The sequence below is a fragment of the Winogradskyella thalassocola genome, from assembly GCF_900099995.1.
Classification (GTDB): domain Bacteria; phylum Bacteroidota; class Bacteroidia; order Flavobacteriales; family Flavobacteriaceae; genus Winogradskyella; species Winogradskyella thalassocola.
In genome coordinates, this window is record NZ_FNCZ01000001.1 from 743,537 (window position 1) to 769,094 (window position 25,558).

21 protein-coding genes and 1 tRNA gene are annotated in these 25,558 nt (G+C 33.4%); 17 read left to right on the plus strand and 5 right to left on the minus strand.

The window, feature by feature from the left end:
* Window positions 1–37: 37 nt before the first annotated feature.
* The 4 genes from BLT80_RS03130 to BLT80_RS03145 all read left to right on the plus strand — a co-directional run bounded on the left by BLT80_RS03130 (window position 38) and on the right by BLT80_RS03145 (window position 7,208).
* Window positions 38–2,203, plus strand: a complete 2,166-nt coding sequence (locus BLT80_RS03130) for a prolyl oligopeptidase family serine peptidase (RefSeq protein ID WP_092466123.1) — start codon at window positions 38–40, stop codon at window positions 2,201–2,203.
* A 152-nt stretch (window positions 2,204–2,355) separates the two neighbouring features.
* Complete coding sequence (locus BLT80_RS03135; protein WP_245710076.1) at window positions 2,356–3,717, plus strand: Ig-like domain-containing protein; 1,362 nt, start codon at window positions 2,356–2,358, stop codon at window positions 3,715–3,717.
* A gap of 9 nt (window positions 3,718–3,726) precedes the next feature.
* Window positions 3,727–6,201 carry an FG-GAP-like repeat-containing protein gene (locus BLT80_RS03140; RefSeq protein WP_092466124.1) on the plus strand — a complete coding sequence of 825 codons (2,475 nt, stop codon included), beginning with the start codon at window positions 3,727–3,729 and terminating at the stop codon, window positions 6,199–6,201.
* A 92-nt stretch (window positions 6,202–6,293) separates the two neighbouring features.
* The gene (locus BLT80_RS03145; protein WP_092466125.1) at window positions 6,294–7,208 is read left to right on the plus strand and encodes an ABC transporter ATP-binding protein; all 915 of its coding nucleotides are present in this window, start codon (window positions 6,294–6,296) and stop codon (window positions 7,206–7,208) included.
* Here the strand turns inward: BLT80_RS03145 and BLT80_RS20425 are convergent.
* Window positions 7,188–8,948: a phytanoyl-CoA dioxygenase family protein gene (locus BLT80_RS20425; RefSeq protein WP_317041758.1), complete on the minus strand. Its 1,761-nt coding sequence runs from the start codon at window positions 8,946–8,948 to the stop codon at window positions 7,188–7,190. The two genes, BLT80_RS03145 and BLT80_RS20425, sit on opposite strands and share 21 nt — an antisense overlap.
* A 565-nt stretch (window positions 8,949–9,513) precedes the next feature.
* On the opposite strand from BLT80_RS20425, the gene BLT80_RS03155 reads away from it, so the two are divergent.
* The 8 genes from BLT80_RS03155 to BLT80_RS03185 all read left to right on the plus strand — a co-directional run bounded on the left by BLT80_RS03155 (window position 9,514) and on the right by BLT80_RS03185 (window position 16,151).
* A complete protein-coding gene (locus BLT80_RS03155) occupies window positions 9,514–10,041 on the plus strand; it encodes a tetratricopeptide repeat protein (RefSeq protein ID WP_092466126.1) in 528 nt (175 codons plus the stop codon).
* A 46-nt stretch (window positions 10,042–10,087) separates the two neighbouring features.
* Window positions 10,088–10,633 carry a 3'-5' exonuclease gene (locus BLT80_RS03160; RefSeq protein WP_092466127.1) on the plus strand — a complete coding sequence of 182 codons (546 nt, stop codon included), beginning with the start codon at window positions 10,088–10,090 and terminating at the stop codon, window positions 10,631–10,633.
* A gap of 181 nt (window positions 10,634–10,814) precedes the next feature.
* Window positions 10,815–10,896: transfer RNA gene (locus BLT80_RS03165), tRNA-Tyr, on the plus strand.
* 694 nt (window positions 10,897–11,590) lie between these two features.
* Entirely contained in the window at window positions 11,591–11,719 is a 129-nt protein-coding gene (locus tag BLT80_RS20365; RefSeq protein ID WP_262508018.1) for a hypothetical protein, read from the plus strand.
* A gap of 33 nt (window positions 11,720–11,752) precedes the next feature.
* Window positions 11,753–12,691 (plus strand): slipin family protein, encoded by a 939-nt coding sequence (locus BLT80_RS03170; RefSeq protein WP_245710077.1) that lies wholly within the window; start codon window positions 11,753–11,755, stop codon window positions 12,689–12,691.
* A gap of 194 nt (window positions 12,692–12,885) precedes the next feature.
* The gene (locus BLT80_RS03175; RefSeq protein ID WP_092466128.1) at window positions 12,886–14,280 is read left to right on the plus strand and encodes an RtcB family protein; all 1,395 of its coding nucleotides are present in this window, start codon (window positions 12,886–12,888) and stop codon (window positions 14,278–14,280) included.
* Window positions 14,281–14,355: 75 nt separating this feature from the next.
* The gene (locus BLT80_RS03180) at window positions 14,356–15,102 is read left to right on the plus strand and encodes a nucleotidyltransferase domain-containing protein (RefSeq protein ID WP_092466129.1); all 747 of its coding nucleotides are present in this window, start codon (window positions 14,356–14,358) and stop codon (window positions 15,100–15,102) included.
* A complete protein-coding gene (locus BLT80_RS03185; protein WP_092466130.1) occupies window positions 15,099–16,151 on the plus strand; it encodes a nucleotidyltransferase domain-containing protein in 1,053 nt (350 codons plus the stop codon). Before BLT80_RS03180 ends, BLT80_RS03185 begins: the two co-directional genes overlap by 4 nt.
* Before the next feature lie 554 nt (window positions 16,152–16,705).
* Here BLT80_RS03185 and BLT80_RS03190 read toward each other — a convergent pair.
* From BLT80_RS03190 to purN, 4 genes are all read right to left on the minus strand, one after another.
* Entirely contained in the window at window positions 16,706–18,604 is a 1,899-nt protein-coding gene (locus BLT80_RS03190; protein WP_092466131.1) for an amidophosphoribosyltransferase, read from the minus strand.
* Between the two features lie 70 nt (window positions 18,605–18,674).
* On the minus strand, window positions 18,675–19,601 hold the full coding sequence (locus BLT80_RS03195; protein ID WP_092466132.1) for a PfkB family carbohydrate kinase: 927 nt from the start codon (window positions 19,599–19,601) through the stop codon (window positions 18,675–18,677).
* Window positions 19,602–19,681: 80 nt separating this feature from the next.
* Entirely contained in the window at window positions 19,682–20,323 is a 642-nt protein-coding gene (locus BLT80_RS03200) for a ribonuclease H1 domain-containing protein (protein WP_092466133.1), read from the minus strand.
* 91 nt (window positions 20,324–20,414) lie between these two features.
* Complete coding sequence (purN, locus tag BLT80_RS03205) at window positions 20,415–20,981, minus strand: phosphoribosylglycinamide formyltransferase (protein WP_092466134.1); 567 nt, start codon at window positions 20,979–20,981, stop codon at window positions 20,415–20,417.
* Window positions 20,982–21,164: 183 nt separating this feature from the next.
* On the opposite strand from purN, the gene BLT80_RS03210 reads away from it, so the two are divergent.
* The 5 genes from BLT80_RS03210 to pyk all read left to right on the plus strand — a co-directional run bounded on the left by BLT80_RS03210 (window position 21,165) and on the right by pyk (window position 25,468).
* Window positions 21,165–21,398 carry an acyl carrier protein gene (locus BLT80_RS03210; protein ID WP_013869581.1) on the plus strand — a complete coding sequence of 78 codons (234 nt, stop codon included), beginning with the start codon at window positions 21,165–21,167 and terminating at the stop codon, window positions 21,396–21,398.
* 13 nt (window positions 21,399–21,411) lie between these two features.
* Window positions 21,412–22,662, plus strand: a complete 1,251-nt coding sequence (gene fabF / locus BLT80_RS03215) for a beta-ketoacyl-ACP synthase II (protein ID WP_092466135.1) — start codon at window positions 21,412–21,414, stop codon at window positions 22,660–22,662.
* Window positions 22,663–22,669: 7 nt separating this feature from the next.
* A complete protein-coding gene (gene rnc, locus BLT80_RS03220; RefSeq protein WP_092466136.1) occupies window positions 22,670–23,410 on the plus strand; it encodes a ribonuclease III in 741 nt (246 codons plus the stop codon).
* A 131-nt stretch (window positions 23,411–23,541) separates the two neighbouring features.
* Window positions 23,542–24,021 (plus strand): IPExxxVDY family protein, encoded by a 480-nt coding sequence (locus BLT80_RS03225; RefSeq protein ID WP_092466137.1) that lies wholly within the window; start codon window positions 23,542–23,544, stop codon window positions 24,019–24,021.
* Window positions 24,022–24,025: 4 nt separating this feature from the next.
* Window positions 24,026–25,468, plus strand: a complete 1,443-nt coding sequence (gene pyk / locus BLT80_RS03230; RefSeq protein ID WP_092466138.1) for a pyruvate kinase — start codon at window positions 24,026–24,028, stop codon at window positions 25,466–25,468.
* Window positions 25,469–25,558: the final 90 nt, after the last annotated feature.

The following is a 25,558-nucleotide window of genomic DNA, read 5'->3' on the forward strand; positions in this document are numbered from 1 at the left end:
ATTTGAGGTAACGATGTTTATTTCAAAAAATCTAATTATGAAAAAATTACTTCTTCTTGCCTTAGTGCTAACATTTTTTGTGTCTTGTAAAAATGAAACCGAAACTGTGAAAACAACTACAATAGATTATCCTGAATCGAATAAAATTGATACTATCGACACGTATTTTGGTGAGGCAGTTACAGATCCTTACCGTTGGTTAGAAGACGATAGAAGTAAAGAAACGGAAGCTTGGGTTAAAGCGCAGAACGAAGTTACTTTTGGTTATTTAGACCATATTCCATATCGAGAAGAATTAAAAGAACGACTGACAAAACTTTGGAATTACGAAAAAATCAGTGCTCCCTATGTAGAAGGAGATTATACGTATTTCTCTAAAAATGACGGTTTACAAAACCAATCTGTAATTTACCGATACAAAACAGGTGAAGATCCTACAACTGCTGAGGTCTTTTTAAATCCTAATACGTTTAAAGAAGATGGAACGATTTCATTAGGTGGTATGAGCTTTTCTAAAAACGGAAAAACATTAGCTTATGCTATTTCTGAAGGAGGAAGCGATTGGAGAAAAATTTTGGTAATGAATGCTGAAACCAATGAGATTGTTGAAGATACATTGGTCGATATCAAATTTAGCGGCATGTCTTGGTATAAGAACGAAGGGTTCTATTACTCTAGTTACGATAAGCCAGAAGGAAGTGAGTTGTCTGCAAAAACAGATCAGCATAAAGTGTTTTATCACAAATTAGGAACAAAACAATCCGAAGATAAATTAGTCTTTGGTGGTACACCTGAAGAAAAACACAGATATATTGGTGGTGGAGTTACGGAAGATGATAAGTATCTTATTATTTCTGCAAGTGTTTCAACTTCTGGAAATAAGTTGTTTATTAAGGATTTGTCAAAACCAAATGGCAAACTTGTAACTATTTTAGATCACACTAATAGTGATTCAAACATTATTGAAAACGTTGGATCTAAGCTTTACATTATGACGAATTTGGGCGCACCAAATCAAAAAATTGTAACTGTAGATGCTTCAAATCCAACTCCAGAAAATTGGGTAGATTTTATTCCTGAAACAGATAATGTTTTAAGCCCATCAACGGCTGGTGGTTATTTTTTTGCTAACTACATGGTAGATGCAGTTTCAAAAGTATTGCAGTACGATTATGATGGGAAACTAATAAGAGAGGTTGAATTACCAGGAATAGGTACGGCTTCTGGTTTTGGTGCAAAGAAGGACGAAACAGAGCTTTATTATTCATTTACAAATTATGTAACGCCAGGAAGTATCTATAAATATAATATAGAAAAAGGAATTTCAGAATTATACAAAAAACCGAATATAGATTTCAATCCAGAAGACTACGAAAGCAAACAGGTGTTTTACAAGTCTAAAGATGGAACAAAAGTACCTATGATTATTACACACAAAAAAGGTATAAAGCTCAACGGTAAAAACCCAACGATTCTTTATGGTTACGGTGGATTTAATATTAGTTTAACACCAAGTTTTAGTATTGCTAATACGGTTTGGTTAGAGCAAGGAGGTATTTATGCCGTTCCAAATCTTCGAGGAGGTGGAGAATATGGAAAAGCATGGCACGATGCAGGAACGCAGCTTAAAAAACAAAACGTTTTTGACGATTTTATTGCTGCTGCAGAATACCTTATTTCAGAAAAATATACATCATCAGATTATTTAGCTATTAGCGGTCGCTCTAATGGAGGTTTATTAGTTGGTACAACTATGACGCAACGCCCAGAGTTAATGAAAGTAGCTTTACCTGGTGTTGGTGTTTTAGACATGTTGCGCTATCATACATTTACTGCTGGAGCTGGTTGGGCTTACGATTACGGAACTGCAGAAGATAGTAAGGAAATGTTTGAATACCTTAAAGGGTATTCACCTGTGCATAATGTTAAAGCAGGTGTAGAATATCCTGCAACACTAGTTACTACTGGAGATCATGATGATCGCGTAGTGCCTGCACACAGTTTTAAATTTGCGGCAGAATTACAAAGCAAACAAGCCGGAAAAAATCCAACCCTTATTAGAATAGAAACAGATGCTGGCCATGGAGCTGGTACACCTGTTAGTAAAACTATTGAGCAATATGCAGATATTTTTGGTTTTACACTTTATAATATGGGATTTGAAGTATTACCAACAAAAACGGAAGAAAAAGTAAAAGACTAATATTAGTTTATTTGTCACTTAACCTACGTCAGAAACTACAGAATGAAAAGAGTATAAAAATCCTTTTTTCAGATAACGCATTATTTTTTTGTCAGCTTTTGTAGGACTTTTAAACATTAAACTGTCTTATTAATAGTGCATGATTATTGTATATGAAAAAAAATTACATCTTATTTTTTCTTTCAATTTTGTTTCTGTTTTCTTGTGGTAATGACGATGGCTTAAATCCATTAGTTATTGAAACAAATCCGGATAGTCTAACTATTGTACAAAATTCAGAAATTGAGATTTTTATATTTCTTAACGATTCTAATATTCCTTTAACGGGAGAATTGTCACTAAGTCAGCCTACAAAAGGTAATGTTGTAATCATAGATTCTAATAATACACCTAATAACCCAAGTGACGATCATATAAAATATACTGCAAACCCAAATGAGGTTGGTATAGATAATTTTGAATATACCATATGCAGCACTTCGGGCGATTGTAAAACAGAAATCATTTCTATTACAATCACAACGAGTTCAAGTGTGCTTTATGATCTAGAGAACATGCCATTTTCAGCATTATCAGACTATCAATTTTTTGAAGGGGAATTAAAAAATTTAGAGCCTAGTAGTGGTGTAATTCCTTATACTTTAAATTCCACACTGTTTAGTGATTATGCTAAGAAGAAACGGTTTGTATGGATGCCAAACAACAGTAAAGCTACATTCTTAAATGAAAATGAACTTTTAGATTTTCCTGTCGGAACGATTTTAATAAAGAACTTTTACTACGATAACGTTCTTCCCGATAATTCAACACAAATTTTAGAAACCCGATTAATAATTAGAAAACAAGAGGGTTGGGTTTTTGCAAATTACGCTTGGAATGAAACACAATCTGAAGCTAATTTAGATATGAACGGGAGTTATGTAGATCTGCAATGGCAACAAGAAGGGGCGACGAAATCTGTACAATATAGAATTCCATCAGCAGCAGAGTGTCATACCTGTCATAAAGTGTTGGAAATAGCAAAACCAATAGGGCCTAAACCTAGAAACTTAAATTTAAGCTATGATTATAGTGATGGTACGGCTAATCAATTAGAAAAGTTAGTAAGCCTTGGGTATTTAGAAAATACACTTCCGGAAACAATATCAACTATTCCGGATTATAGTGACCATAGCAATTCTTTGAGTCTAAGAGTAAGAGCTTATTTAGATATTAATTGTGCGCATTGCCACTCAGAAAACACACATTGTTCATATAGACCAATGCGATTAGACTTTTTGTCTACAGAAGACATTACCAATATGGGTGTTTGTGTTGAGGCTGATACAGAACTTGGTTTTGGTCTTGGGCATATTATAGAACCAGGGGATGCAAGAAATTCTGTAATGCATTTTAGAATAAGTGCCACAGAGCCTTCTACCAGAATGCCTTTATTAGCGCGTACAATTGTACATACGGAAGGTGTTCAACTTATTGAAGAATGGATAAACTCATTAAATATAAACTGTAATTAAAATACTGATATGAAAAAACTATTACTCTTTACATTACTGTCAACTTTGTTTTGTGTTCATAGCAATGCGCAACAATTAAACCAAGGAGCTAATTGGCCTAACAACCAATGGACGCTTTCAGGTAGCTATGATGCTTCATACTTATTTGAAGACCCAACATCATCAGCAAGTGGATCATTTTCGTTTGATGACAATCTAGCTGGTGGAGCTTCTTATAACACTATTGCAGCAGAGTCTCCTGTTATTGATCTTAATGCAGCTTTTAATGCAAATGAAACCGAAATAACAGTTGTGTTTCCGTATGTTTTTAACATATGGCAGAATGATCAATCTTTACACCTTCAATATTGGGATGGTAGTTCTAGTGAATGGGTAAATTGGGGAAATGAAATTGAGGATAATTCTTCAGTTTCTGTCGATTTTTGTGATGGAACTCCAACAAATTTCATAAGTGAAAGTTTAAATATCGCTTCATTTACAACCACGCAATTAACAGGTTTTAAATATCGCATATATTTTGATGATCACAATTCTTATGGCTGGGGCTTTTGTATAGATTCTCCTTCAATTAGCTCAGCAGCACCTCCAGCTTGTCCTAAAGTAACTTCAGTATTGGTAAGTAATATCAATGCGGTAAGTGCTATTATTAATTGGACTGCAGGCTCATCGGAAACCTCTTGGGAAGTTGCTATAATGTTAGCTTCAGAAGGTATTCCGTCTTCTGGGAATACAGTAACAACTAACACCTATAGTTTAAATAGTCTAGCGTCAGAAACAAACTATATCGTATATATAAGAGCAAATTGTAATGCAGGTGGTTATAGTAATTGGGTAAGTGAAAGCTTCACAACCGGAATAGATACGTCTGGTTATCCTGTAGCGTTTACAACAAACCCAATAAATACAACAGGGTCTTACGATATTGCTCTTGTAGATTTAAATGGTGATTTTTTAGACGATGTTGTGTCAGTTAGTGCTGATAATTTGAATGTGCATTACCAATTAGCCTCTGGTGGTTTTAACATGAGCAACATAGCAACTCCTGTAGCAGATAATTCTCCGGATTGGAGTTTAGCTGCAGGTGATTTTGATCGCAATGGCTATAATGATCTTGTTTACGGAGGTTATGGAGGTGTTACATTTATGAAAGCAAACAATACAGGGACAGCTTATACAGAAATTTCTGGATCAGAATATGTGTTTTCTCAACGTACTAATTTTGTTGATATTAATACAGATGGGCATTTAGATGCTTTTGTTTGTCACGATGTTCAGGCTAATGTGTATTACATTAATGACGGATCTGGTGATTTAACGTTTTACCAAGGTCAAAGTACAGCATTGCCAAATGGTGTTGGGTTAGTGCCTGGTGGAGGTAATTATGGTACAGTTTGGATCGATTTTGATAATGATAGAGATATGGATTTATTTATCGCAAAGTGTAGAGGTAATTCTTCTATTAGTATTAATGAGTTATGGAGAAACGATGGAAATGGTGTATTTGTTAATATTGCAGATAGTAATGGTTGGTACGATACCAATTATCCAGGTGTAGGTCATAATAATTCTTCTAATTTAGGAGACTTAGTGCAAACATGGTCTTCTGCTTGGGCAGATTTTGATAACGATGGGGATATGGACGTTTATGTTGGTGCTAGTAGTACTGTTGACGGAGATTCTAAATTAATGCGTAATAATGGAGACGGTACGTTTACTGATGTAACGGCTGGTTCTGGAGTTTTAGATGCGTCATTAGGACGAGAAAATGCTCCAGCAGATTTCGATAATGATGGTTATATAGATATTTTAAGTAATGGTGATATATTATTTAATAATGGTGATTTCACGTTTACAAATTATTCAACAAACATGCCTCCAAGTGGTGCGATTGGAGACACAAACAACGATGGTTTTTTAGATGTTTTTCGTAACGGAAATATTTACTTAAACAATACAAATGCTAACAATTGGATTAAAATTAATACCATAGGTACAACAAGCAACATAAATGGTATTGGTGCTAGAGTAGAAATACAAACAACTAATGGCACGCAAATAAGAGATGTTAGAAGTGGAGAAGGTTTTGAATTTATGAGTTCATTAAATACACATTTCGGTATTGGTGCCTTAACGAGTATTAATAGCATCACTATTTACTGGCCATCTGGTACGGTAGATTTTATTGCGAGTCCTGCGATAAATACGACACATACTATTACTGAAGGCTCTGCATTGAGCGTTATAGACGAAACGTTAGTTGATGTAACCATTTATCCTAATCCGGTTGAAGCAGAACTTACTATAAAAACTTCAGCAGATGTTATTAATAAAATCGCAACGGTTTTTGATGTTAATGGAAAACGTATTCTTAACCAGAAACTTAAAACAAACACGGTAAACGTTTCAAGTTTAACAAGTGGAGTTTATTTTTTAAGATTAGAATCTGAAGGGAAAATTATCAAACGAAAGTTTATAAAGAAATAATTTATAGACTATAAAAAAATTTAAAACCGTTCCGATGTTAATCGGGACGGTTTTTTTATGACAATTCTTTAACGATGTAGTATTTTTGTAAAATGCTTCAAGTAAACAATGTCACTTTCGGGTATTCTAAAACTAAGGTTTTAAAAGCTATTGACTTTAATGTAAAAGCTGGGGAAAACCTTGCTATCATTGGTGAAAGTGGCTCTGGTAAAAGCACGCTGTTAAAACTTATATATGGCGAGTACGATTTAAAACAAGGACAGATTTTTTGGAAAGATGAAGAAATTCTTGGACCAAAATATAATCTGGTTGTGGGTTACGATTTTATGAAATACGTGACCCAAGAATTCGATTTAATGCCAGTGATTACGGTTGAAGAAAACATAGGAAAACACTTATCGCGCTTTTACCCTGAAGAAAAACGAAAACGCACAGAGGAATTAATAAAAGTTGTAGAACTCGAAGCTTTTGCAAATACCAAAGTAAAATTCTTAAGTGGTGGACAAAAACAACGTGTCGCTATTGCTAGAGCATTAGCAAAAGAACCTGAAATCTTATTATTAGACGAACCGTTTAGTCATATTGATAATTTTCAAAAACAAGGCTTGCGACGTAATGTTTTTAATTACTTAAAAGCAAAAAATATAGCGTGCATTGTTGCGACTCACGACAGAAATGATGTGCTTGGCTTTGCTGATGAAATGATAGTGCTTAATGAGGCTGAAATCATAGCGAAAGACACTCCTCAAAATTTATATAAAAATCCTAAGCAACCTTTAATAGCTTCATTTTTTGGCGAATTTAATGTCATTGAACCTTATGGAATTGTGTATGCAAATCAAATTGAAATTGTAGCACAATCCGATTTAAAAGCTGTTGTTAAAACGTCTTACTTTAATGGAAGTTCTTGGTTGATTGAGGCCGATTATAAGTCTAAATCTATTTATATTGAACATGATTTTGAACTAAAAAAAGATGCCGAAATTTTATTGCAAATTTACAAATAAGTCTTCTCTTTCCGCATAGCTTAAACCATTTGGTAATTCAATAGAGGAAAATTCTAAATGCAATACACGTCGTCTTTTTTGAACCGTAGTTTCAGAAGATGCGTGTAGGAGTAGCGGTTTGAGTAATTGTACTCCTCCTGCGGCTATTTCACTTACAAAAGGAATAGAATTTTCACTAATTAATTTAATTTCTTCAGGTTGTAAATGTTTGTTGTGGGATCCTGGAATTACTTTTAAAGCACCATTTTTAATCGTAGTGTCATCTAAGTGAATTCGCATAGAGAATGTGTTTTTTGAAATTTCTTGTGTTGGTCTAACACTTATTACTCCTTTCTTATTTGTCCAAGCAGAAAACCCATCTGTTTCTATTTTTTCTAAAACATTTATCGGTACATCTTGATGCCAAGTTACGTACCAGTTATCCTTTGGTGATTTATCAAAATAAATAGCCTTGGTTAAAAAAGCATTTTTGTCAATCGATTTAATTAGCTTTTTGAAATTCTTGTTGAACAAAATCTCTTTGAGTTCTGGCATTTTAAGGAGTACCTCGCGCATCCCAAAGGTTTGCTCGTTATGGTTCTTAAAATAAGTATCAAATCGAGTTTTTAATTTTCTGATATCACGCTTTGTAAATACATGATTCAGAATACCAAAGCCTTTATGCTCTAGGCGTTTTGATATGGTTCTTAAGCTTTTCTCATTTATCTCTGTCTCATAAGTATCTACAGCATCGTATAGGCGTTCTTTTATGTTTCGTTTTAAGCGTTCGGGTGCAATAACTTTGATCCCTTCACCTAACCCTAGAATCTCCTTTTCTAATTCAAAATTTAATTGAACATCTAATGAAATGGTTACTCCAAAATGATCTCTGCTTACTTCTTTTTGAGAGTGATGAAAAGGTTTGGTTAATACATATGGTGCCTGCTTGTGATTAACATATAGTAATACATTTTCTGGCTCTAATGTTGGGCTTACAGAAACACCAATAGCATTTTTATAGAAAGTTTCAATATCAAAATTAGAATCTAAAATATAAGGATTATCACTTTTTCTTATAGTAATAATTCTATCTAAAGCCAGATTCATAATCCCTTCATTTTTTTGTCTTTTGCCAATTAAAAACCATCGGTTTCTAAATTCTTTCAGTAAATAGCCATGAAATACAAATGTGCTTTCTTTTCGTGCTTTAAATGATTGATAAGTAATTTCTATGGCTTCTTTTTTTAGTATAAATTGATACAACTGATCTAAGAATTCTATGCCTTTTAAATTGTCGTTCTTTTCAAAATCTATTAACGATTTTTCATGTGTTTTCTGGGTGTAAACATGGTCTTCTAGTTTCTGAACCATACTGCCTAATTCCGAAAAATGAGAAAACCCTTGAAACTGTTTTAAAAACGAAACAGCTTCAGATAGTTTACTTAAATCTTGATTAGAAATTGGGCTGTTAGTAATACTGTACTCAGCATCCTCATATTTATAAAACTTACGATCATAAACTACGATGGGTGCATTATAACCCAGCTTGTCGCTGCGCATCATTTGTAGATCCAATTGAACAGTTCTTTTGCTTACATCAACATCTTTGCCTTCGTATTCGTATAAAGCATCCGAAACCGCTTCAATTAAGTCATTAAGCGTCCATTGTCTAAACTGATTTTGAAGACATTTATCAATGGTTTTATAGCGAATTAATGCGTTTTTATTTACGGCCATTTTAGTTGAAATTTGATACATCATAAAAGTAAAAAATTACTACGCAATTATCGTGCGCAGAAAGAGGAATTCATAAGAATGAAGACAGATTGAAAAAAATATTTGCATTTCTCAAAAAAAATATAATACTTCGTATTATGGTGCTCAATTTTAAGCCATTTGAAAAATAAATTTTGTAAAGTCGAAAAAAAAGCTAAATATTTGCAACGCAATAAATTAATATTCTGGCCGCTGAGCGAAGTCGAAGTGAGCTAAATTGCAACCAAAATCAAATTAATAATTAGAAACTATGAGTTTATTTATAACATATCAAAACGATCCAAAAGGAATTCTGCCTTTTGTGATGCTTCGTGATTATCGTTAGATAAACTTTTCAAATTTATAAATGAGAAATCCGAAGCCAGTTAAATACTGTTTCGGATTTTTTGTTTTCCACTATTAGCGATTCTGCTAAACACATTTCCACAAACAGTAATTATAAAACGAACATTATGTCATTCTGAGCACAGCGAAGAATCTCATGTATAGTTCAAACGAAATTATTAATAATTAAAAAAGATCCTGAATCAAGTTCAGGACAACTAAAACCATGGATACGAATTTGTTAAACAATTACGTGCTTAAAGCCATAGATGCTTATCCATACGAACTAGAAGAAACTGTAGAAAATCTAAACTACGCCTTATCCTACGAAGCAGACAATGCTTATGCCTTGTATTTAATGGGACGTTTACAAGCCGAACAATTTGGTGATTACGAAAAAGCCAAGCACTATTATGCAGAGGCTTTGGCAAGCAAACTCGATTTTCACAAAGTGTATGCGCACTACATTTTAGTTTTAATATGGAATGAAGATTACGACGAAGCTCAAAAATTAATTGACTTTGCCTTTACCATAAAAGGATTAAATAAAGGAGAAGTTTATTTATTTCAAGGACAACTTTTCGAAATTCTTCAAAAATATAAGAAAGCATTAAAAACTCTAAAGCTCGCAAAAAAGCACGTTTACAATAACAGTCTTATAAGTTTCATCGATTCTGAAATTAAAAGGATTAAAAACAAAATGGAACCAAAAAAGACTAAAAAAACAAAGTGCAAGAAAAAGAAGAAGAAATAAGAATTCATCATTCCTAATAAAATAGAAATCAAAAAATATAAAAAACATGAATAAACAAATTATAATTATAGATCTCGAAGCAACCTGTTGGAACGGAAAAGTTCCAGCAGGTCAAGTCAATGAAATCATAGAAATCGGCATCTGTGTTTTAGATACATCTACAGGATTAATATCTAAAAACGAAGGTATATTAATTAAACCTACACGTTCAGAAGTCAGTCCTTTTTGTACGGAACTAACAACAATTACACAAGAATTGTTGGACTCAGAAGGTATCACTTTTAAAGACGCTTGTACAAAATTAAGAGAAGACTATGATGCACATCAATACACTTGGGCCAGTTATGGTGCTTACGATCTAAACATGATGAAAAAACAGTGTAAGATTGGAGGAGTAGATTACCCTTTGTCCCAAAACCATATCAATGTGAAAACACTGTTTTCAGAAGTTAAAGGTTTAAACCGAAAAGTTGGAATGAATGGTGCATTAGACATCTTAGAAATATCACTAGAAGGCACGCATCATAGAGGAATTGATGATGCTAATAACATTGCAAAAATTCTAAATTGGTGTTTAAATCAAAATAAATAATTCTGACAAAATTGAATTTAAAACAAAAAATAAATCACTACGCAAAAACATTGCGCAATAGTATAGAATATTTGCATTGTAATTAAAAAGAAGTCTTTTTGGAATCAGACTTTAAAAGTAGCGCTCTGCTAGAAAAAGGAGTCTAGCAGAGCTTAATAAAAGTTCTTTGAAATATTAAACCGGAAGCATTGAGCAATTGGTTGGCTCGCCAGACTGTAAATCTGGTCTATTATAGCTTGTAGGTTCGAGTCCTACTGCTTCCACATCAAGCAAGTCTTGTTAAGTGTTTCGGTATAGCACTATTGTATAAATCCTTACCAATTGGTATGAGGTTTTTATATTCAACTTGACTTGAAGGCTTCGGGTTATTTGCCAAAAGAATAACCACCATCTATGTACACAGGTTCGAATCCTGTCTTCTCTAACGGGAAGTAGCTAAGTTCGGTTAAGCAGTAGATCAATGTGTAGGTTCGAATCCTACCAAGACCAAAAGGTCTTGTGGCGAAACTGGCAGACGCGCAACATTTTAGATGTTGTATTTGAAATGGACTCATAATCCATATTCCCGAAGAAGGTCACTTTTAAAAATCGACCACCAAGTGCGTCACACTTTAAATGGCAAAAACAAAGTGAACTAAAACGAGTAATAGCAACTTGTTGTTAGCGCAGTCTAGAAAACACCTTGACATACAAATTGTATTGTAGGTCGCTTTAGGTATTCTTTTAAAGATTCATTTTTCAATTATAGTTTCGGCAATCGTCGTTTCAATATTGATAAATCATCTGCAGAACAATTCTAAAAACATTTAAAATCTATTGTATTTCCGTAGTTAGAAAGATGGTTTTCTTTCGCTTTGTTTTAATTGAATAGTCATTCCGGAAAATGGAATTCTATTATAAATGTATAACCGTTCTGAAGTAAAAAAAAGAAAACTAAAGGACAAAAAATTAGAAATCATGTATAGAGAAAGAATTCATGCAGGTACAGTAGGTTTGGTGTTTAAAAATGGTAATTACACGCGTGTTATTACGGAAGGAAAACATTGGATAAAATTTAGCGAGCAAGTCTTAAGATGCGATTTGTAACAAGCTTTCAGTGCCCCAAAAGCATTAGAAATCTTGCTTAAAGATGAGGTCTTAGCAGCAATGTTAACTCTAATTGATGTAAAGGATAACGAGATTGTTTTGGTTTACGAAAACAAAAACTTTAAGCGTATCTTAACTGCTGGTCGTTATACATTTTGGAATAGCTTAATTGACTACAAATTTGTCACTGCCGATTTAAGTAAAATCGAAATAACAGAAGACATCAGTAAAGCCTTGTATAGCAATATGCAATTGCGTCAATACATTAGAACTTTTGAAGTTGCCGCTTTTGAAAAAGCCATTATGATTGTTAATGATACGTTTGTTAAAATTTTAGAGCATGGGACTTACCATTTCTGGAAAAACGAGCAAACCATTAAAATCGCAAAAGCCGATATGCGTCAGTTGCAATTAGAGGTTGCTGGTCAAGAATTATTGACCAAAGACAAAGCGACCGTTCGTATTAACTTTTATGCACAATACCAAGTTACAGATATTGAAACTGCGTTAATGCATAACAAAGATTACGAAAAGCAATTGTACACAATTTTGCAATTGGTATTAAGAGCATTTGTGGGTGCTTACACTTTAGACGAATTGTTAGAGCAAAAGGAAACGATTGCCGAAGCGGTTTTGAAAAATGTAACAACACAAGGTCAAAAATTGGGTGTTATTGTATTGCATGCAGGTATTAGAGATGTCATTTTACCAGGTGATATGAAAGATATTATGAACCAAGTTTTGATTGCTCATAAAAAAGCGCAAGCTAACGTAGTAACCAGACGAGAAGAAACAGCTTCTACACGTAGTTTGTTAAATACCGCGAAATTAATGGAAGACAACAGCATGTTGTTCAAATTAAAAGAGATGGAATATATTGAGAAAATTGCTGATAAAATTGGCGAAATCACAGTTGCTGGTAACGGTAATGTGATTGAACAATTAAAGGATATTTTCTCTGTGAATAAGTAAATTCTATAATCCTGCAAGGTTTCAAAAACCTTGTAGGTATTATAAGTAGCCAAACCTACAAGGACAAAAAAAAGACCTTGCAGGATAAATAAAATTCTAGTACGCAAAACTATTGCGTAGCACACTATAATATTTGTAGTGTTATTAAGATGTCATTCTGAGCAAAGCGAAGAATTTCACAAAAGAAAGAAAACATGAAAACTAAAATAACAGGTCACGATTTAAAAGCCTTAGGTTTTACACAAGGGAAATGGATGAAAGAAGCCATCACTTATATTAATGGCAACAAATTAGAAGGAGAAGAAATGAAAACGTATTTAGAGCAATTTAAATCACCAGACCCTATAGGGTTACATACAACTGCCGTTGACTTTTCAATTAATATTAAAGCAGAAAACGAAGAAGAAAAATACAACGTTGATAAAGTTATTAATTCCATGCAAACCTTAATGAAAACACCAACATTGGTTGGTGGTGCCATTATGCCAGATGCATGTCCCGCTGGTCCAGACGGAACAATCCCAGTAGGTGGTGTTGCAGTAGCAAAAAATGCCATTCACCCAGGAATGCATAGTGCAGATATTTGTTGTTCTGTAATGCTTACAGATTTTGGTAAAGCAGACCCAAAAGACATTTTAGATGCTGCACATGCCAATACTCATTTTGGTCCTGGTGGACGCGATAGAGATTCACAATTCAGATTTCCAAAAGCACTATTAGAGGCTTTTGAGTCTAACTATTTTTTAAAGGATGGCAACATGTTGCAGATTGCACGATCGCACTTAGGAACTCAAGGAGATGGTAATCATTTTTTATTCGTTGGAACCTCTAAAAAAACAGGAAACACAATGATGGTAACCCATCATGGCTCTAGAGGGCCAGGTGCACGTTTGTACACTAAAGGTATGAAAATCGCCGAACGTTTTAGAAAAGAGTTGTCGCCAGATACTAAGAAACAAAATGCATGGATTCCTTTTGAAACTGAAGAAGGACAATCATATTGGGACGCTCTTCAAATTATAAGAGCTTGGACAAAAACCAATCACGAAGTATTGCATAATTCAGTAGCGGAAACTTTAGAACTAGAGATTGAAAACCGCTACTGGAACGAGCATAACTTTGTCTTTAAGCATGGTAATTTGTTTTACCATGCAAAAGGTGCAACACCTATGGATGCGAAGTTTATGCCAGATATTACAGGGCCAAGATTGATTCCTTTAAACATGAGCGAACCTGTTTTAATTGTTGAAGGCAATACCACAAAAACTAATTTAGGTTTTGCGCCACATGGTGCAGGTAGAAACGTGAGTAGAACACAACATAGAAAAAGTAAAACCGGTTCTACAATGCAAATCTTTAAAGAGGAAACGCTTGGATTAGATATCCGATTTTTCTCAAAGGAAATTGATATTACCGAGTTGCCTTCTGCTTATAAAAACGCGAAAGCGGTCAGACAGCAAATGGATGAATTTAATCTAGGTGAAGTCATTGACGAAGTGATGCCTTATGGTTGTATTATGGCTGGAGATTGGCAAAAGAATGCACCTTGGAAGGTAAGACGTGAGAAGAAAAAACAAAATAGAAAATAAACCGTAGAAAGGGATAAAAGTGGGCTGACTTTGGTGGGGCTTCTTTTTAAAATCTAGATAATTTATATTTATAACATGAAATCTAAAATACTCAAAAAACTATCAGAAATAGAGAAAGATAATAACATAGAAATCCTATTTGCTGTAGAATCTGGAAGTAGAGCTTGGGGTTTTGAGTCGCCAGATTCTGATTATGATATACGTTTTGTTTATAAACATAAGAAAGAATGGTATTTAAACCTTTGGGAACAAAAAGATACTATTGAATTTATGACAGAAGATGATTTAGATGGTTCGGGTTGGGAACTGAAAAAAGCATTAAAGCTCTTATCAAAATCTAACGCTTCTTTCTTAGGATGGTTATTTTCACCTATTGTATATCGTGCAAATGAAAATTTTCTAACCGAAATAAAAACTTTAGCTGAAAACAACTTTAATCCTGTTTCAGGGTTTTATCATTACCATAGTATGAGCAAGGGTTTTGAAGAAACTCTAGAGACAGATGAAATGACTCTTAAAAGCTTCTTCTATGCAATAAGAACTGCTTTGTGTGCTAATTGGATTTATAAAAAAGGAACTGTTCCTCCAGTATTATTTACTGAATTGTATCTAATTATTGATGAAAAATATCACGCTATTTTAAATAATTTAATTCATTTAAAAAGCAAAGATATTGAGATGAGTACAGAACCCGTTAGTGACACTTTAATTAAATTAGTTAGAGATATTGTTTCAGAAAATAACAGCATAAAAAATGAATTAGTAAATAAGAAATCTAATCCTGAAGAGTTTAATGCATTCTTCTTAAAAACAATAAAATGACAATTGAAAACTTAAAAAAATCAGGATCAATAATCTTTGAAAGTATCAGTGGCAGTAGAGCGTATGGCTTAGATTCTGCCACTTCTGATACTGATATAAGAGGTGTATTTATTTTACCTAAAGAACAATTCTATTCTTTGAATTATATAGGACAAGTAAATAACGAAACTAATGATATCGCTTATTACGAGTTAAATAAATTTTTGGAATTACTTTCAAAAAACAACCCAAATATTATGGAGTTGTTGAATGTTCCTGAAGAATGTATACTTTATAAACATCCAATATTTGATTTAATCAAAAAAGAGGATTTTTTATCAAAACTTTGTAAAAACACGTTTGCTAATTATGCATTTACGCAAATTAAAAAAGCTAGAGGGTTAAACAAGAAAATTGTAAATCCTGTTGAAAAGGAAAGAAAATCTGTCGAAGACTTTTGTTATGTTAGAGATGAAAAACAATCTGTTCTTTTTAAAGATTTTATAACTAGTAAGAAACTGAATTCTGACCATTGTGGACTTGTAAAACTTTCTCACATGAAGGATTGCTATAATTTATTCTATAATGAAGATTCAAATTATCATGGAATAGCTCGGACAAATACCAATGAAGTTTGCTTAAGCTCTGTTCCTAAATCAGAAAAACCAATTGCCATTTTATATTTTAATATTGATGGTTATTCAACGTATTGCAAAAAGTATAAAGAATATTGGGATTGGGTAGAGAAAAGAAACGAAGAGCGATATAAAAGTAATATTTCGCACAGTAAAAATTACGATGCAAAAAACATGATGCATACATTTCGTTTATTACATATGGCCAAAGAAATTGGTTTACATAATGAAATTAATGTTAGGCGCTCTGATAGAGATTATTTGTTATCAATAAAGAATGCTGAATTTGAATATGATCATTTAGTAAATAAAGCCGAAGAAATGAAAGCTGAACTTGATATGATTTACGTTAACTCTGACCTTATTGAAACACCAAACCTAAATGTGGTTAATGAACTGTTGTATAAAATTCGAAATGATTTTTATGATAATTAGTGTCTCTTTAAAAGTAAATATTTAAAAATAACTGTTACCTGATTAGTCGTGAAAATTATTAGTAAAAGCAATTAATTATCTGTAAATAAAAGGATTATGTAAAACAATAAGTTGCGATTTACGTAGTAACAGAAAATGAAAAAGGATGAACAGTTGTTCATCCTTTTTGCCCCAAATCTACCATAAACTTAACCTACTTATGTTATGGTGAGTCAAATATAAGTGGACAATATTGTAAGTAATGCATTTTTTGGATAAACGACCTATATATTAGTCTAAGCGTGGAAAGTGCAATATTTATAAGATAATAACTGTATAAATACACATTACATATAATTATAGGTCTTATAGTATTATTTCAATAAAGTGCATAAAAAAAGGTGAACGAAGTTCACCTTTTTTTGCCCCAAATCTACCATGAACTTAACCTACTTATGTTATGGTGATACCAATGTATATTTAATTTGTTAAAAAGAATCAATAATCCGACGAAATACATTTTAATCCGGTAAACCACTCATTTTCTCGGGTTAATGGCTCTTTTAAACGAATATTTAGTACGCACGTCTATTATTGCCTTCGTAAAAATTTATAAAAGCTCTATTTACAACTCTATTCCCTCCGGGTGTAGGGTAATCTCCTGTAAAGTACCAATCCCCTAAGTTTTTAGGGCATGCTTTGTGCAGGTTTTCAACTGGTTGGAAAATAATTTTAACTTCTGCTTTTATATCTTCACCTCCTAATAATTCTGAAATCTTATCAGAAATTTGTTCATCTGTAAAATTATCATAGATCTCTTTTACATAATTTACAATATTCTTATCCTTCATTTGGACTTGCGCTACACATTTCTTATAAATCTCTTCTACAATATGATATTGGTTATTATCTTTCAATAATTCTAAAGCAGCTTTAAAAGCAATAAGTGTTTCAAGGTTGGCCATATCTATACCATAACAATCAATATAGCGTATTTGAGGGGCAGAAGAAACCACAACTATTTTCTTTGGATTTAATCGGTCCATCATTTTAATGATACTCTTTTTAAGTGTTGTTCCTCTAACAATACTATCATCAATGATTACTAAGTTGTCTGTTGGCTTTATAACACCATAAGTAACATCATAGACGTGTGCCACCAAATCATCTCTACTACTATCTTCAGTAATAAAGGTTCTTAATTTCACATCTTTAATGGCTATTTTTTCAATTCTTGGGCGTTCCGATAGAATTTCCGTTACCTTTTCTGAAGATAATTTTCCACCTCCATTTAGAATAGATTCTGTTTTCTTTTTATTAAGATGATCTTCAACGGTTTCAATCATACCATAAAATGAAGTTTCTGCCGTATTAGGGATATATGAAAATACACTATTTTGGGTATCATTATTAATTGCTTCAAGTACTTTAGGCATTAATAAGCGACCAAGCATTTTACGTTCTTGGTAAATTTCAGCATCACTCCCACGAGAAAAATAAACACGTTCAAAAGAACAAGCTTTACGTTCTAAAGGTTCTAATATTTTCTTAATTTTTGTTTCTCCAGATTTTTTAGTGATGATGGCGTGTCCTGGTTCCAATTCCTTTACTGATTCAAAAGGGACATTAAACACGGTTTGAATTACAGGACGTTCTGATGCGACCACTACAATCTCATCATCTTTATAATAGTATGCCGGTCTAATTCCAGATGGATCTCTTAATACAAAAGAATCTCCATGACCCAATAAACCTGCCATAGCGTAACCACCATCCCAATTTTTGGCAGCATGCTTTAATATTTTACCTACTTTTAAGCGTTCTGCTATTAAAGGTGAACATTCACTTTTATTATAACCTTCTTTTTTAAGGTCTTTATAAATTTTTGAAACGGCATCATCTAAAAAATGACCAATTTTTTCCATTACAGTAATGGTGTCTGCTTTTTCTTTTGGATGCTGACCGATCTCAATAAGATTATCGAAAAGTTCATTAACATTAGTCATGTTAAAGTTACCAGCGACAATAAGGTTACGGTGCATCCAATTGTTTTGTCTTAAAAACGGATGAACACTTTCTACACTATTTTTACCAAATGTACCGTATCTAACATGGCCTAATAATACTTCACCTATGTACGGAATGTGCTTTTTCTGCAATTCAACATCATCTTGGTACTCTGGGTTTTTGGTGAGCTCATCGTTAATACGTTCATTAATCTGAGCAAAAATATCCTGTATCGGTTGTTGCGCAATAGATCGTACACGACTGATGTAACGTTCGCCTGGTTTTACGTCTAATTTAATACTTGCAAAACCAGCTCCGTCTTGTCCACGGTTGTGCTGTTTTTCCATCATTAAATACATTTTATTAACACCATAAAAAGCACTTCCATACTTTTCTTTATAGTATTCTAATGGTTTTAAAAGTCTAATAAGTGCAATTCCACACTCATGTTTTAACGCATCACTCATGATTAATTTTTTCCGCTATTTATTTTATATATTGAAATAAAAAACGCGCTCAATTTCTGAGCGCGTTAGTTTATGTTAATTCGATATCAAATTGAGTCAGACTCTTAAATTGGTCTAGACGTTTATAAATTTCTTTATCGGTTAGATTTTGCATGCGTTCCGTGCCAAATTTTTCGACACAGAAGGAGGCTAGAGTTGAGCCGTAGATGACTGCTGTTTTCATATTCTCAAAAGAGAAATCTCCCGTTTTAGCTAAATAACCAGCAAAACCACCAGCAAAGGTATCGCCAGCACCTGTTGGATCAAATACTTCTTCTAATGGTAGGGCAGGAGCATAGAATACATTGCCATTATGAAACAATAACGCTCCGTGTTCTCCTTTTTTAATTACTACATATTTTGGACCCATTTCATGAATCTTTCTTGCAGCAACTACTAAAGAGTATTCACCAGATAATTGTCTTGCTTCTTCGTCGTTAATAGTAATAACATCTACATTTTTAATTACAGACAGTAAATCATCTAAAGCAATGTCCATCCAGAAATTCATGGTGTCTAAAATGGCTAATTTTGGTTTTTTAGACATCTGGTCTAAAACACCTTGTTGTACAGCGGGATGTAAATTACCCAACATCACAACGTCTGCATCTTTATAGTTTTCTGGTACCACCGGATTAAAGTGTTCTAATACATTTAGCTCAGTAACTAACGTGTCGCGAGAGTTCATGTCATTATGGTATTTTCCACTCCAAAAGAAGGTTTTACCTTCTTTTACGATTTCTATACCTTCAATATCAACGTTTCTATTTTTTAAAAGATCTAAATATTCCTGAGGAAAATCACCACCAACAACAGAAACTGCTGCTGAATCTACGTTAAAATTTGAGGCTGATAAACCTATATAGGTTGCTGCACCTCCTAAGATTTTATCGGTTTTACCAAAAGGTGTCTCAATGGCGTCAAAGGCTACAGTGCCAACAATTACTAATTTACTCATAAAAGTAGTTTGATTTAAAGTGCAAATTTACGTAAAATATATTCCTTGTGAAACATCAATTAATGCAATGGAAAATAGATTTATTTCCTACCGAAATCCGCAGGAATTTCTCCCCAAGCCTTAGTTTCCCATTTTACTATAGTTGTAGAATATTCATTAGTCTTAAGCCATTCTACAGCACGATCGACCAAGTCGAAAACCGGTTTGTTTTTGGCGCTACGTTTTAGTTTAGAATTACACGTTTTTTTACGTACCCAACTCATAGCCGTTCTAGAATCCGTATACATTATGCGGTCGCTATTATGTTGTTTTAGAAATGCTAAGCCATGAACTAAAGCTAAGAATTCGCCAATATTATTAGTGCCTTGTTCAAAAGGGCCCTGAATGAATAATTGTTTTTTTGTCTTAGTATCGACTCCTCTATATTCCATAACACCGGGGTTTCCGCTTGATGCAGCATCTACTGATATGGAATTGTAATTAGGTTGTCCTATTTTTTTGAGCTCAGCTTCGGAAAGTCCACTCGAAAACGATTTGTTCTTTCCTATATAGTCAAAGTAATTCCCTTCTAATGCTTTTTCGGCTTCATCACGTGTAGGGAACGATTTGTATTGTGCACCTTGGTAATCTTTAATTTGGGCTTTACAGGCATTCCAAGTATTAAAGACTCCTTTTTTATGGCCTTGCCAAACGGTATAATATTTTTTTTTCTTTTTACTCATGTTCACTTCACGTAAAAACGGGAATCTCTTTGTGTCATTCTAATGAAATGAAGCATCTAGAAAAGATGCTTCGTCTAGCTCAGCATGACATCTATTTATTTAATATTTTCTCAACCACCTTTGGAAAATGCTCCATCTCCAACAAATGAATCTTTCCTGCGACATCTTCGGCACAATCTGTAGGTGAAACACTACATTTTGATTGAAAAATGATGGCTCCTTCGTCATAATTTTCATTTACATAATGAATAGTAATCCCAGTTTCAGTTTCTTTATTGTCAATAACAGCTTGGTGCACATTCATACCATACATCCCTTTTCCTCCATACTTAGGTAAAAGTGCGGGATGAATATTAATGACCTTATTATTGTATTCTTTTAATATGAATTCAGGAAACTTCCAAAGAAAACCTGCTAATACAATAAGGTCTGGTTGCGATGCTTTTAAAATATTTAAGACATCTTCAGACTTAGAAAAGGCAATTCTATTAAAAGATAAGGCGCTAACATTCAATTTTTTGCAGCGATCTAATACTTTGGCATGAGGATTGTTAGTTAGTACTTGAATAACAGACGCATTATCGCTGTTGTGAAAAAACTTAATTAAATTTTCAGCATTAGAGCCACTTCCGGACGCAAAAATTACAACACGTTTCATTTACAGGTATATTTCTTCAAATTATTCGAACAAAAAAAAGAATAATAATTAACAATTAAGGCAAATCCAAAATACTTTATCTTTATTTTTACTAAATTACAAACACATTTTAACGGTAAAGATGAATATTCAAATAAAGTTTTTTATTTTTGCCATCTAATTAAAACTTAAAATTAAAAAATTATGTCAGACATTGCATCACGAGTAAAAGCGATTATCGTAGATAAATTAGGTGTTGATGAAAACGAAGTTGTAACTGAAGCAAGCTTCACAAACGATTTAGGAGCGGATTCATTAGATACTGTAGAATTAATAATGGAATTCGAAAAAGAATTCGATATTCAAATACCAGACGATCAAGCTGAGAACATAGCAACAGTTGGTCAAGCGGTTTCTTATATAGAAGCAGCAAAATAATAACTCAATTTTTATGGAATTAAAGCGAGTCGTAGTAACGGGTTTAGGTGCACTTACGCCAATAGGAAATACCAAAGATGAATATTGGGAAGCTCTTATCAGTGGAAAAAGCGGGGCCGCTCCAGTAACACATTTTGATCCTGAAAAGTTCAAGACGAAGTTCGCTTGTGAAATAAAAAACTTTGAAGTTACTGACTTTATTGATAGAAAATTAGCAAAGCGAATGGATAAATTTTCGCAGTATGCAATGGTGGCTTCTGATGAAGCAATTGTAGACTCGAAACTAGATTTAGACGCGGTAAACAAATTGAGAGTTGGAGTCATTTGGGGAGCTGGTATTGGTGGTTTAGAAACATTTCAAGAGGAAGTGTTAAACTTTGCTGCTGGTGACGGAACACCTCGATTTAACCCTTTCTTCATTCCGAAAATGATTGCTGATATAGCACCAGGAAACATATCTATAAAATATGGTTTTATGGGTCCTAACTATACCACAGTATCTGCTTGCGCTTCTTCTGCAAATTCAATGATCGATGCCTTAAACACAATTCGTTTAGGGACTTGTGACGTGATTATTACAGGAGGAAGTGAAGCTGCAGTTACTATTGCTGGTATGGGTGGATTTAATGCTATGCACGCTATGAGTACTCGTAACGATGATCCACAAACAGCTTCTAGACCATTTGATGCTAACCGCGACGGTTTTGTATTAGGTGAAGGTGCTGGTGCGATTATCTTAGAAGAGTATGAGCATGCTAAAGCAAGAGGAGCTAAAATCTACGCAGAAGTTGTAGGTGGTGGTTTATCTTCAGACGCATATCATATGACAGCTCCACATCCAGATGGTATTGGTGTTGTTGCGGTAATGAAAAATTGTTTAGAAAATGCTGGTTTAAATCCTGAAGATGTAGATCATATTAATACGCACGGAACTTCAACACCTTTAGGTGATGTTGCCGAGTTAAAAGCTATATCTGAAGTATTTGGCAGTCATGCTAAAAACATTAATATTAATTCAACAAAATCGATGACAGGTCACTTGTTAGGTGCTGCTGGCGCTATTGAGTCTATTGCCTCAATATTAGCTATGGAGTATGGTATTGTACCACCAACAATCAACCATGAAACGGTTGACGAAAACATCGATCCTGAATTAAATTTAACGCTTAATAAAGCTCAGAAACGAGATATTAAAGTCGCAATGAGTAATACATTTGGATTTGGCGGACACAACGCTTGTGTATTATTTAAAAAACTAGATTAAATCCTGAATGAGCTTCATTCGTAACATATTAAATTCCCGTTCTCAAGAAGACGGGAATTTTTTTTTAAAAATTAAAGAGATTCTTGGGTTTAAACCTAAAACCAAATCGCTCTATATCACTGCATTTACGCATCGTTCTATGAATTTAAAGGACGATAAAGGTAACGCCATTAATTATGAGCGTTTAGAATTTGTTGGTGATGCCATATTGGGATCCGTAATTGCAGCTTACTTATTCGAAAAAGTGCCTCATGGTGATGAAGGGTATCTTACCAAGATGCGTTCTAAAGTGGTGAGCAGAGAACATCTTAATAAATTAGGAGAAGAATTAGGGCTGATAAATCTTGTAGAAAGTAGAATTCCGACGTCTAATTTCGGAAATAATATTCACGGTAATCTTTTTGAAGCGATAGTTGGTGCAATCTATTTGGATAAAGGCTATAGCTTTTGTGAAAAGTTCATTTATAAGCGTGTCATTAATCCACATGTAGATATTGAGTCTTTGGAAGGAAAAGTTATTAGTTATAAAAGCTTACTAATAGAATGGTGCCAAAAAGAGAAAAACACTTTTGACTACGAAGTGTATGAAGACACAGGTAAGGATGAGTTAAAGCACTTTTCTGTAAAACTTACCATAAATAATAAAGTGGTGTCTAAAGCAAGAGCAACATCTAAGAAAAAAGCAGAAGAGAAAGCATCGAAACGTGCGTTTTTTGCGCTTCAAAATCAAATCACGAAGCTTCCTTAAGACTTATTTTTCAATAGAATTAAATCAATTCAACTATAACGTTTTCGTAAATTTTAAGAGCTAATCTTAGCATAATCTTAATAAACTTAAGCGATTAATATACTATATTTACCGTTCAAAGTTATAATAGTATGGCTTTACACAAACTTCAAGTAGATGATTTCTATGATGACTCCTTTAAATTAATTGCGATTCATTGTAGGTTAGAAGATTATCGATTGGCTTATTTGCTCAACAAGCATTTAGAGCTTAAGTTAGAACGTAAGGATACAGATATAGACTTTAAATATTTAGAATCCTCATACAGTATTTTTGAATGGGATAATGAAACGGAATATGTGCTATGGAATTTAATTTCTAACGTATGTAAAAAAGAAGAGGATAGTTTGAGTAGTACAGGAACGTTATTTGGCGATACTGAAAAAGTACTTAAAACATTTCATTTAATTTCCGAGTATAAAAAAGTAGATTACTTCATTAAGATTTCTGACGAGATACAGAATGTAGATGAAGATCTGATTTTAAATAAGTTAAAAGCCATTCCGCAAATTATAACGAGTTATACGGTAGATCCGTTAAAAATAAAGTCGAAAGACCATTTAATATTTTGAATTGATGTCAATAAACAAGAAAACAAAAATAGTAGCCACCTTAGGTCCTGCAACGAGCACTAAAGAAGTATTAAAAGCAATGCTAGATGAAGGCTGTAATGTCTTTAGAATTAATTTCTCTCACGCTGATTATAAAGACGTTGAAGAACGTATAAAAATGATTAGAGAACTCAATGAAGAGTATGGATATAACGCTTCAATTTTAGGAGATCTTCAAGGCCCTAAATTACGAGTTGGAACCATGAAAGGTGAAGTGATTGTAAACGAAGGTGACGAAATTATTTTTGCAACTGGCGAACGTTTTGAAGGAACTAAAGAACGCGTTTATATGACGTATGATAAGTTTCCACAAGATGCAAAACCTGGTGAACGTATTTTATTGGATGATGGAAAATTAATTTTTGAAGTTGTTTCTACAGATCAAGTTTCTGAAGTAAAAGCAAGAGTTATACAAGGAGGACCTTTAAAATCTAAGAAAGGAGTTAACCTTCCAAATACTAATATCTCACAACCTGCTTTAACAGAAAAAGATATTGAAGATGCTATTTTCGCGATTGGACAAAAAGTAGATTGGATCGCTTTATCCTTTGTACGTCATGCAGAAGATTTAATGGAATTAGAACAGTTGATTTCTCAACATAGTGATCATAAAATTCCAATTATAGCTAAGATTGAAAAGCCTGAAGCTGTTGAGAATATCGATAAAATTGTTGCGTATTGTGATGGTTTAATGGTAGCTCGTGGTGATTTAGGTGTTGAAATTCCTGCTGAAGAAGTACCATTAATTCAAAAACAATTAGTGCTTAGAGCTAAACGTGCTAGAATTCCGGTAATTATTGCAACTCAGATGATGGAAACTATGATTACTAGTTTAACACCAACGCGTGCTGAGGTTAATGATGTAGCCAATTCTGTAATGGATGGTGCAGATGCTGTAATGTTATCTGGTGAAACATCAGTTGGACAGTATCCTGTGCAAGTTATTCGTCAAATGGCAAATATTATACGTAGTGTAGAAGATTCACCACTTATTGAAGTACCACAATCTCCTCCTCATATTCGTACGAAGCGTTATATAACTAAAGCAATTTGTTATCACGCGGCTAATATGGCAAATGAGATTAGTGCAAAAGCGATTTCTACATTAACAAATAGTGGTTATACAGCTTTTCAGATTTCTGCGTGGAGACCATCTGCTCATATTTTAGTGTTTACTTCAAACAGACGGATCTTAACACAACTTAGTTTACTTTGGGGTGTTACAGCATTTTACTATGATAAATTTGTAAGTACAGACGAAACGATTGAAGATGTAAATGCAATTGCTTGTAAAAAAGGATATTTAGAAGTTGGTGACATGCTAATTAGTTTAGCAGCAATGCCAATACAAGATAAAGGAATGGTAAATACGTTACGAGTTTCTGAAATTGAAAGTTGTAGTTTTTAGAGACTAGCCCTTAATAATTAAGATAAAAGAAATGCAGTATTGTTGTTAAACGATACTGCATTTTTTACGTTGATAATGTATGGTATAAGG